Below are 11,460 nucleotides of genomic sequence, written 5' to 3'. Positions count from 1 at the left end.
TTATAAGGCAGGAATTAAAAAGATAAATGAAAAAGATATTTGAGGCATTTCCGAACTTAAGCGTTTCTGATGAAATATTTGCTATATTTAAATCCGTCGAAGTTGAGAAAATTGTAAGTTCGGCGGATTTTGCATATATAAAAATATATATATGTTCAGAGCATCTTATTCATAAGAGATATATCTATGATATGGAACGGCTTATAAAGGATAAAATTTTTGCATATAAAAATGTCCGTATAGTAATAATTGAAAAATACAGGCTTTCAGCTGCCTATACGCCTGAAAATTTATACGAAGCCTATAAGGACAGTATACTTTCGGAAATTAGAAACTATAAAATTGTAGAATATTCCATACTGAAAAATGCGGATATACAATTTTACGGAGCTTTAAACAAGAATCCGGTAATGGAGATAAGTATTGAGAAAAACCCGCTTAATCTTTCAGCAGCTAATGATCTTATAACGGTTCTTGAAAAAATATTTAATGACAGATGCGGCATAAAATGCACTGTTGTGCCGAGGTATACTGAATATAAAAAGCCGGTATATGAGGAGGTGTATGCAGCGGCAGGAAAGTTTGCAGGAGATGATAAGGCATATATGCAGGCAGGCGGGTTTGCAGGAGATACCGGAGGATATGCACAGGCGGGCAGTTTCGGAGAAAACACCGGGAAATATGCACAGTCCGGCGGATCCAAAGGAGAGATAAAAAGTTTTATAGAAACGAATCCGGAGTATATTACTGTAGATAATCCCGAATACAGTTTTATAGAGCAGACCGGCTCTGTAAACTCTGTGAAAAAAGATGAGTCTGATGCCAGCATTCAGATGCGGAAACAACAATATATAAAGTCGTCTGTAAAAACTATAAAAGGAGGCGAGTCTGACGACTATATGAATACACAAAAAAAAGCAAACAGGAATAAGCCGGGCACGTTTAAAAAGACTTCTTCGCCTGATGTGCTTTACGGCAGAGATTTTGAGGATAAATTTATACAACTTGCCGACCTTATGGGAGCAGCCGGAGATATAATAATAAAGGGAAAAATTATATCGGCTGAAGAAAGAACTATAAAGAAGACGGGTTCAATACTTTATATATTTTCAATAAGTGATTTTACCGATTCAATATCGGTAAAGGTATTTACTGATGAGGAAAGTATAGTACAGATAAGAAAGGCTGCCGCTCCGGGTACTTTTATAAAGCTTTACGGTGCAGCGACAATTGATAAATATGACGGTGAGCTTGTTATAGGTTCGGTCAAGGGAATTAAATCATGTGAACCTTTCGGAGCGGCAGGAGATAAAAGGCTTGACCTTGCACAAAGAAAACGTGTTGAGCTTCATTGCCATACAAAGATGAGTGAGTTTGACGGTATAGCATCCGCAAAGGAGATAATACAGCATGTGTATGACTGGGGTATGGAAGCGGTTGCAATAACCGATCACTGCAATGTACAGGCATTTACCGAGGCTTATCACAGTATTGATAAAAAGAAGATGGAAAAGCCGCCTAAGATAATATATGGTATGGAGGGCTGTCTTGCCGATGATTTAAAAGGGCTTGTTGAAAATCCGGGAGAGTATACGCTTGATGATAATTTTGTAGTATTTGATATTGAAACCACCGGATTTTCTCCGCATAATGACCGTATTATAGAGATAGGTGCGGTAAGAATAGAAAAAGGTGTTATAACTTCAAGGTTTTCAAGCTTTGTAAATCCGGGACGCCCTATACCGTACAGAATAGAGGAACTTACAGGTATAAATGATTCAATGGTGCTTGATGCACCTGACATAGACAGTGTGCTTCCGAAGTTTCTTGAATTTTGTGCGGATTCGGCGGCAGTTGCACATAATGCCTCATTTGATACAAGTTTTATAAGGGAGAATGCAAAAAGGCAGGGACTTGTATATGAACCGGCAATTATAGATACCGTTGCATTTGCAAGACTTTTACTGCCGCAGCTTGGAAGATTTAAGCTTGATACGGTATGCAAAGCACTTGATATTTCTCTTGAAAATCATCACCGTGCAGTTGACGATGCACAGGCTACTGCCTATGTATGGCTTAAATTTATGGATATGATGCGCAAAAGGGATATTAACAGGCTTAAGGATATAAGTGAGCTTTCAAAAACAAACGCCGACATGGTAAAAAAGATGAACTTAAGCCATGTAAGCCTGCTTGCAAAAAATGATATAGGACGTATAAATCTGTACAGGCTTGTATCATTATCATCTATTGAATATTTTAATAAAAAACCGAGGATACCTAAATCACTGCTTGTAAAATACCGTGAAGGGCTTTTAATAGGCTCTGCATGTTCATCAGGTGAACTTTTTAATGCAATAATGAGAGGTGCTTCAGATGATGAGCTTGCAAGAATTGTTGAATTTTACGACTATCTTGAGATACAGCCTGCCGTAAACTATGCCTATCTTCTGGAAGAGGAGAGGAACACTCTTAAAAGTATTCAGGATATAATAAATATAAATAAAAAGATAGTAGCACTTGGTCAGGCTTATAAAAAAACTGTTGTTGCAACGGGTGATGTGCATTTTATAAATCCTGAAGATGAGGTTTACAGGCGTATAATAATGTTTGGCAAAGATATAAAGGGAGCTGATAAGCAGCCGCCGCTTTATTTCAGGACTACCGACGAGATGCTTTCAGAATTTGAGTATCTGGGAAGTGAAAAAGCATATGAGGTAGTGGTAAAAAATACAAATCTGATTGCCGATATGGTTGAATATATAAATCCGGTAAGACCTGATAAATGTCCTCCTGTGATAGAAAATTCTGATGAGATGCTTAGAAATGCGTGTTATGAAAAGGCGTATGAGCAGTATGGAAAAAATCTTCCGGATATAGTCCGCAGCAGACTTGAAAAAGAGCTGAATTCAATAATTTCAAACGGCTTTGCGGTTATGTATATAATTGCAAAAAAGCTTGTCGAAAAGAGCAATGAGGAGGGATACCTTGTAGGCTCAAGAGGGTCGGTAGGATCTTCATTTGCGGCATATACTTCGGGAATTACGGAAGTAAATCCCCTGCCTGCACATTATTACTGTGAATGTAAATATGTTGATTTTGATTCGCCTGAGGTTAAAGCTTATGTAGGTATGGCAGGTTGTGATATGCCTGACAGATATTGTCCCAAATGCGGTAAAATGCTTAAAAAGGACGGTTTTGATATACCGTTTGAAACCTTTTTAGGTTTTAAGGGGGATAAGGAGCCTGATATAGACTTGAATTTTTCGGGAGAATATCAGCCTCATGCTCATGAATATACAGAGGAGCTTTTCGGCAAGGGATTTACATTTAGAGCAGGAACTGTAGGAACACTTGCCGGAAAGACTGCATTCGGCTATGTTAAAAATTACTTTGCGGAACATGGTGAAAGAAAAAACAAGGCTGAGATAGGGAGACTTTCGCTGGGCTGTGTAGGCGTAAAAAGAACTACGGGGCAGCATCCGGGGGGAATAATAGTACTGCCTCACGGTGAGGAGATAGATACATTTACTCCGGTTCAAAAGCCTGCAAATGACATGAACAGCAGAACAATTACAACACATTTTGATTATCATGCCATAGATCACAATCTTCTTAAACTTGATATACTCGGCCATCAGGATCCGACCATGATAAGGATGCTCCAGGATCTTACAGGCATAGATCCGGTAAAGGATATACCGCTTGATTCAAAGGAAACAATGAGCCTTTTCAAGGATACAAGTGCACTTAATATAAAACCTGAAGACATAATGAACTGTAAGCTGGGAGCTTTAGGCGTGCCTGAGTTCGGAACCGATTTTGCCATGCAGATGCTTATAGATGCAAAACCTGAAGGGCTTTCAGATCTCGTAAGGATAGCAGGGCTTGCACATGGAACCGATGTATGGCTCGGAAATGCACAGGAACTTATAAAATCCGGGACTGCCACTATAAGGACGGCAATCTGTACAAGAGATGATATAATGATATATCTTATAGACAACGGAATTGAGGAGGGGATATCGTTTAAGATAATGGAGGCTGTGCGCAAGGGCAAGGGACTTACTTCTGAACAGGAAGAGATTATGCGTGATGCAGGCATACCCGAATGGTATATAGGTTCATGTAAAAAGATTAAATATATGTTTCCTAAAGCTCATGCAGCTGCCTATGTTATGATGGCATGGAGGATAGCTTATTGTAAAATATTTTATCCGATCGAGTATTATACTTCGTATTTTACTATAAGAGCGACAGGTTTTTCATATGAGATTATGTGTTTCGGAAAAGAGAGACTTGAGCATTATATAAATGATTATAAAAGACGTGAGGGCGAATCCGCACTTACTTCAAAGGATGCCGATACCTTAAGGGATATGAGGATTGTACAGGAGATGTATGCAAGAAAGATAGAATTTGAACCGATAGATATATATAAGGCACAGGCACAGAAGTTTATAATTACCGAAGAAAGAAAGATAATGCCTGCACTTTCAAGTATAGACGGGCTTGGTGAGATAGCGGCAAATCAGATAGCAAATGCGGCTGCCGGTGGAAAGTTTATCTCTAAAGATGACCTTATGGAGAGGGCAAAGATAGGAAAATCAACTGCAGAGCTGCTTGAAAATCTGGGGCTTTTGCAGGGGCTGCCTCAGAGCAGCCAGATCTCAATATTTGATTTGTATTGATTAAAAGTTCCTTTTGTTTTAATGATGAAAAGCTTTTTGTTCTACTGTTTAAAAGCTCCTTTTGTTTTAATTGACAAGAGGGGCTTTTATGTTTAAAATAAGGCTGTCATATTTTTATCATTAATAAAAAAATAACAAGTAATTAGTTGGAAAGTTTTAATAAACTCAACAAAAACAACTATTTGGTATTTTCGTAAAAATCTGACAGTTTATCACTGTATAAAAATTTTAGGAGGATTTTACCAATGAAATACAAAAATGAGATTGAAAAGTATATCGAAGATCATAAACAGGAGATGATAGACGATATAATAAAACTTTGCGAGATTAACAGCCAGAAAATGCCGTATAAGGAGGGTATGCCTTTCGGTGAAGGACCGTATAAGGCACTTATGGCAGCTATTTCAATGGGAGAAGGCTATGGTTTTTCAGTGAAAAACTATGATAATTATGTTGCAGCGATTGATCTTAATGACAAGGAAAAAGGACTTGATATACTTGCACACCTTGATGTGGTTCCGGAGGGGGAAGGATGGACAAAGACCGAACCCTTTAAACCGCATATAGAGGACGGAAAGATATACGGAAGGGGAACTTCAGATGATAAGGGTCCGGCAGTTGCTGCACTGTATGCACTCAGAGCATTAAAGGAGCTCAATATACCTCTCAGTAAAAATGTAAGGCTTATACTTGGTACCGATGAGGAATGTGGAAGTGAATGTATAAAGCATTATTATAAATTTGAAAAGGAAGCACCTTTATCATTTTCACCTGATGCCGAATATCCTGTTGTAAATATAGAAAAGGGAAAGCTTCACGGAAATTTTGTAGCAAACTTTGAAAAAAGTACAGAGCTTCCCAGAATAGTATCAATTGAAGCAGGTACTAAGGTAAATGTAGTTCCGCCTAAGGCAAAGATGGTGATTGAAGGTCTTAAGATTGATGATGTTAAAGCTGAGGCTGATAAAGTAAGTGCGGAAACCGGAATTAAGTTTTTGTTTGATCTTGAGCCGGTATTTGAGATAACCGCAATGGGAAAAAATGCACACGGTTCAACTCCTCAGAACGGAAATAATGCGATTACGGCTCTCCTCCTGCTTATAAGCAGACTTAAATTTGCAAAATCAAAACAGATTGAGATACTGAATAATCTCTATAAGCTTATGCCTCATGGAGAAACTGACGGAAAAAGTCTGGGAATTAAATGTTCCGATGAAAAAAGCGGTGAACTTACACTTGCATTTTCACTTCTTAAGGTTACTCAGGATAATATAGACGGAGGATTTGACTTAAGATGCCCTATATGTGCCTCTACAAAGGATATAATGTCTACACTTAGGGTTAAACTCAGTGCTGCCGGTGTTGAACTTACCAATCAGACAATGACGGAGCCTCATGAGGTTCCGGGAGACGGGCATTTTGTACAGACTTTAAATAAATGCTATGAGGAGTACACAGGTCTTAAGGGAGGTGCCATAGCCATAGGAGGTCTTACTTATGTGCATGATATAAAAAACGGGGTTGCATTTGGTGCAATATTCCCCGGAACCGATACACATATGCACGGTGCTGATGAATTTATGGTAATAAGTGAACTTGTAGCATCTGCAAAAATCTTTGCACAGGTAATAGTTGAGCTTTGCAGTTAAAAACAAAGTTTATACGGATTGAAGATGGATTTTAACAGATTGTCATATACATTAAGGGAATATATAGGGAAATTTCTTGACAGTGATGTGGCAGTAGCATTTTCGGGCGGCGTTGACAGTGCCCTTGTGCTTAAAATTGCGGTTGAAGAGGCTAAAAAGAGAGGGAGCAGGGTAACGGCACTGACTTTTAATACCTTTCTTTCGCCCTCAGCCGATATTGAGATTACAAGAAAGCTTGCAAAAGAGTACGGTGTAAGACTGGTTGAGGAGTATATAGACCAGACAGATAACGAAAAAGTGCTTATGAATGATGTAAAAAGGTGCTTTTACTGCAAATATACACTGTTTTCAAGAGCAAAACAGACGGCATATGAGCTGGGTGCAAAATATGTATTTGACGGAACCAATAAAAGCGATCTTGGAGTATACAGACCCGGTCTTGCCGCACTTAAGGAGCTTGGCATCATAAGTCCGCTTGCAGAATGCGGATTTGAAAAAAGTGATGTCAGGCTCCTTGCTGCCGAACTGGGTATAAGTGTGGCAAAACGCCCTTCTGCACCATGTCTTGCGACCAGATTTCCATACGGGTCTAAGCTTCCGCTTGATAAATTTGAGATGGTTGATACAGGTGAAAAGCTGCTTAGACAGTTAGGTTTTGATGTGTGTAGGATAAGACTTTATGGTGATATAACAAGGATAGAAATTTTGCCTGATGACTTTTTAAAATTTATAAAAGAACGTGAAAGTATAATAGCAGGGCTTAAAAAAATCGGATTTAAATATATAAATCTTGATATAGAGGGTTTCAGATCGGGAAGTATGGATGAAGTGATTGATAAGGATTAATAAATCAGTCCTGACGAGTGGTAAAAACATATAACTATATAATGGGGTGAGCATGTCCGCTCATCTCATTTTTTTAAATATAAAATTTGGAGGACCGATCCACAGGATCTGAAACTGATTATCATAGAAAATAACCAAGAAAGGAAAATGTGTAGTGAATTTCTGCCGGGGTTTATTATACAAGACAGACTTATGAGTACTCATATTTTGGATAAGTTGAATTTTTATCGTTTTGAGCGTGAGAATCAATTTTTTGATAGGAAAAGTGCAAGGATAAAACCACTGGATATTTTAAGATATTTAGTAGCGTTTGCTAATGCGGAAGGCGGGCAGTTAGTTATAGGCATTGAAGATGATGGAACTGTTACAGGTTTTAATTGTGAAAAAGCACATGGTATTGATGAGTATAGAAATATATTTTTGACTGAATTAAAGGAAACGCCCATAAATCCAAAATTTGATATTGTAACAGTCAAAAATAATAGAAATCAGGAAGATAAAATATTAATTATATCTGTAGATGTTTCGTCTGATAGAGTTATCAAATCATATGATGGAAAAGTATATCTCAGACAAAATGAGAGTGCATTAGATAAGCTTTATGATGCTTATATGGCAAATGACACCATCAATCTGCTTCATGAAGATTTCGACTATATGATTGAAGATTTAAGAGAACAGGGACAGATAAAAGACCTGCCCTATGTTCAACAGGAGAAAGATGACCTTGTAAATATTGTCGGAAATGTTGTAGGCAATGTAGATGTAATCGAAAGAGAAAATAAGAACGGAGAAGCCTTTAAGGTGGCAAATTTCTCCGTAGTTTCTAAAGATGATAAGGGGAATAAGGTGTATCATAATTGCTCCGCCTACGGAGAAAAGAGTGATATTCCAAAGGACTTTAAACAGGGAGATTTCGTAAAGCTATTCGGACAGCTTAGAACCTCTATTGATGATAACGGCAAGGAGCATAGCAATGTAAGGATATTATCCTCAAAGCTCTTAAAGGCGAAAGAACAGATGAAAGGACAGGATAAGAGTCAAGAGATTGCTAAACTGAAAAGTGAGATAGAAGAAAGAGAAAAAGACTTATTTTATGCAGATTCTTGGGAACAGGCAGGACAGATTAGAGCAGATATTGAAAAAATGAAAGCCAAGTTAAATACCTTAACCGGCTCTGAAAAAGGGAAAGAAAACGATAAAAAATCCATACTGGGTGCTATCAAAGAATATCAGGCGGAAGATAAGCAAAAGCCGAAAGAGAGTAAAGAAAAACCAAAAGAAACGGAGAGATAAATGTTTGTCGGTGTGGTCTTAGGGCTGCACCGTCTCTTTTTTTGTCTATATGTTTACTTTTACGCTTATATAATATATAATAAGAGCGTGAAAGGAAGTGAGTTCATGAACCAGTTAGAACAGATTGGGGAAATTTCAACTGTGGGTAATGGAGTGTTAAGAACTTCAGAAGTCATCAGTAAAGGAATTTCTAAAACGACTTTGGCAAAATTTGTAGAAAAATATAATTATGAGCGTATTTCACATGGAATTTATTGTTCTCCGGATGTATGGAAAGATGGACTGTACTTATTACAGCTTCGTTGCCCGAAAACAATCTTTTCTCACGATACAGCCTTGTTTCTGCTTGATATGACGGATCAAGAGCCGCTGCAATATACTGTTACAGTAAAAAGTGGATATAATGCCACTCATTTAAGAGAAGATGGTGTAAAAGTATTCTCTATTAAAAAAGACTTTTTTGAACTTGGGATTTCAAAAGCAAAAACACCTTTTAGAAATGAAGTTTTCATCTATAATCCTGAGCGTACTGTTTGTGATATGATTCGTAGTCGTTCACAAATTGAAATTCAAATTTTTCAGGATGCAATGAAGCAGTATATTAGGCGTAAAGACAAGAATTTGCACCTGCTTATGGAATATGCAAAAAAACTTCGAGTAAATCATATGTTAAGTAAATATTTGGAGGTGTTATTATAATGATTCATTCATCAAAACAACTAAAAGATTTGATACGAAATTTGTCAAAAGAAGTCGGTATTGAAGCCCATGTACTGATTAGAAAATATATGATGGAGCGGTTTTTAGAGCGAGTATCTTCATCAAAATACAATGGAAGTTTTATCCTAAAAGGCGGAATGTTGGTAGCAGCTTTTGTAGGGGTAGAGGCAAGGGCTACAATGGATATAGATACTACAATTAAAGGTATTCCTTTAACGATAGTTGATATGGAGCGTACAATTACAGAAATTTCAAATATAGATTTAGATGATAATGTGAAGTTCAGAATTAAAAAAGTATCGGAAATTATGGATGAAGCAGAATATTCAGGGATACGATTCAGTATGGATGCTGTATTAGATGGAGCAGTTATTCCTTTGAAGATTTATATTTCTACAGGTGATGTGATTACTCCAAGAGAAATAGCCTATTCATACAAATTGATGTTTGAAGATAGAACAATCCCAATTATGACATATCCTATTGAAACGGTTTTGGCAGAAAAGCTGGAGACTGTCATTTCAAGATCCATAACCAATACAAGAATGAGAGATTTTTATGATATTCACATACTCTTAAAATCACAAAATATAAATGCTGATATATTGGCTTTAGCGTTAGAGAGAACTGCTAAGAAGAGAGGAAATTTTAGCCTTTTAGAAAATGTAGAAAGCGTATTGAAGATAGTAAAATCAGATGAAGATATGAAAAGGTTGTGGAACATTTATCAGAAAAAGTTTAAATATGCAGGTGAATATACTTGGGATGAGGTAATACATTCGGTTAGGGAGCTATCCATAGAAGCTAAATTAGATGTTGTAAAACACCGTTGAAAAAAGAATAGAGCAAATACAAAAACAAGAAAATGATAATGTGGAATCCGCAAAATAGAAAAAAGATATGAAAGATAAAAGGAAAAAAGAGATGAAGATTTATCTCTCCATCTCCTTACCCATATAAATTCCATAGTTCTTTCGTATCTGATAAAGCTCGTCCATAGTCGATTTTGAGGAAGAATACTCCTGCATAAGGGTATTCTTTTTTTCTTGCAATTTATCAAGCTCAGATAAAATATCCCTTGAATTTGGGAGTTTGGAATAAGACTTTTTAAGTTCAGAAAGAGCATTTTCATAGAGGGTAATCTGAGCTTTGTATTCCTCGAAAAATGCCCTATCAGACGGATTTACCTTATATTCCTTGTAATAGGCACGATATTTTTTGACAATATGAACTTGCTCCATCGTAGTGGATAACTGTTCCATTTCCTTATCAATCGCTTTGATTTTATCCTGTAAATTTTGTCTTTCATCAGCACTTTTCTTGATAAATTCATCAAGCTGCTGAACGGATTTTATGCCATGTTCTCTGATAAAGATAACGGATTCTGCCATTGTATTAAGGTTATGTTTCGTTGCCCAATATTCATAGCCTTTACTTTCTTTTACCTTTGCATTGGTGTTCATATCAATGATATTTCCGATGCGTTTTTTTACAGGAGGAGTCTTAATCGTTTCTCTTTCTGCTATGCGTTCTTTTAATCGTTCTTCGGTATAATCTTCGCCAATCGTCTTAGATCTTGTAAATCTTGGCTTATCTTTCGGCTTAAAAGCGATATGCTTACCGTACTTAATTTCATAACCAAGCTCGGTCATTTTCTTTAGAAATTCGTCCCAATCCTTAGACTGTTTTACCATGTAATCAATATCAAATTGAAGCCTGCTTTTCCAAGAAGTACCTCTTTTTGCTTGCCCATTTTCATACCAAGACTTACCGTTCGTCCTATATTTTTTCTTAAAGCTTTCGTAGTGTTCATCAATGACGGAAAGGTTGTTTATAATGAACCCATAAATTAAGACAAAAAAATTATTGTTTCTAAGTTGGATTTTCCGTATAATTTTATAGCGAAAGGAGTCCAAATATGGCAAGACAACAACACTCCCCGGAGGAAAAATCGAAACTTGTCCTTGAAGCAATTCGAGGCGAGCGTACAATCAATGAGATAGCTGCCGAGAACAATATTCATCCAAACATGCTTTCAAAATGGAAACGAGAAGCTGAGTCTCAGTTGTATACACTATTCCAAGATAATTTATCAAAAGAACGCAAAGCTCAAAAAGCACATGAATCTGAAATAAATGATTTATATGCTCAGATTGGCAAACTTACCACTCAGAACGAGTGGCTAAAAAAAAATCTAGGTTTCTGAGCTTAATGTAGCACAACGCCGTCTGCTTGTTGACATGAATGGCTCAACCCTT

6 protein-coding genes and 3 pseudogenes are annotated in these 11,460 nt (G+C 37.0%); 8 read left to right on the top strand and 1 reads right to left on the bottom strand.

Annotation, left to right across the window (positions count from 1 at the left end; translation table 11 throughout):
- Positions 1-26: 26 nt before the first annotated feature.
- From HMPREF9333_RS01580 to HMPREF9333_RS01555, 7 genes and pseudogenes are all read left to right on the top strand, one after another.
- A complete protein-coding gene (locus HMPREF9333_RS01580) occupies positions 27-4,691 on the top strand; it encodes a PolC-type DNA polymerase III (RefSeq protein WP_005539310.1) in 4,665 nt (1,554 codons plus the stop codon).
- Positions 4,692-4,936: 245 nt separating this feature from the next.
- Positions 4,937-6,340, top strand: coding sequence for a dipeptidase PepV (gene pepV / locus HMPREF9333_RS01575; RefSeq protein WP_005539308.1), 1,404 nt, complete (start codon positions 4,937-4,939; stop codon positions 6,338-6,340).
- A 24-nt stretch (positions 6,341-6,364) separates the two neighbouring features.
- On the top strand, positions 6,365-7,186 hold the full coding sequence (gene larE / locus HMPREF9333_RS01570) for an ATP-dependent sacrificial sulfur transferase LarE (RefSeq protein WP_005539306.1): 822 nt from the start codon (positions 6,365-6,367) through the stop codon (positions 7,184-7,186).
- Positions 7,187-7,333: 147 nt separating this feature from the next.
- Positions 7,334-7,759 (top strand): annotated as a pseudogene (locus HMPREF9333_RS13140) (ATP-binding protein); the annotation flags it as partial.
- Between the two features lie 3 nt (positions 7,760-7,762).
- A pseudogene (locus HMPREF9333_RS13720) lies at positions 7,763-8,218 on the top strand (single-stranded DNA-binding protein); the annotation flags it as partial.
- 369 nt (positions 8,219-8,587) lie between these two features.
- A complete protein-coding gene (locus HMPREF9333_RS01560) occupies positions 8,588-9,181 on the top strand; it encodes a type IV toxin-antitoxin system AbiEi family antitoxin domain-containing protein (RefSeq protein ID WP_040882087.1) in 594 nt (197 codons plus the stop codon).
- On the top strand, positions 9,181-10,035 hold the full coding sequence (locus HMPREF9333_RS01555) for a nucleotidyl transferase AbiEii/AbiGii toxin family protein (RefSeq protein WP_005539300.1): 855 nt from the start codon (positions 9,181-9,183) through the stop codon (positions 10,033-10,035). The genes HMPREF9333_RS01560 and HMPREF9333_RS01555 overlap by 1 nt, the downstream gene beginning before the upstream one ends.
- 99 nt (positions 10,036-10,134) lie before the next feature.
- Here the strand turns inward: HMPREF9333_RS01555 and HMPREF9333_RS01550 are convergent.
- Positions 10,135-11,034, bottom strand: a pseudogene (locus HMPREF9333_RS01550) (relaxase/mobilization nuclease domain-containing protein); the annotation flags it as partial.
- 86 nt (positions 11,035-11,120) lie between these two features.
- Here HMPREF9333_RS01550 and HMPREF9333_RS01545 point away from each other — a divergent pair.
- Positions 11,121-11,408 (top strand): transposase, encoded by a 288-nt coding sequence (locus HMPREF9333_RS01545; protein WP_005539295.1) that lies wholly within the window; start codon positions 11,121-11,123, stop codon positions 11,406-11,408.
- Positions 11,409-11,460: the final 52 nt, after the last annotated feature.

Origin of the sequence: Johnsonella ignava ATCC 51276 (genome assembly GCF_000235445.1) — a bacterium.
Lineage (GTDB): Bacteria > Bacillota > Clostridia > Lachnospirales > Lachnospiraceae > Johnsonella > Johnsonella ignava.
Note: the sequence above shows the minus strand (reverse complement) of the source record. Positions and strands in the feature narration are given on the sequence as shown.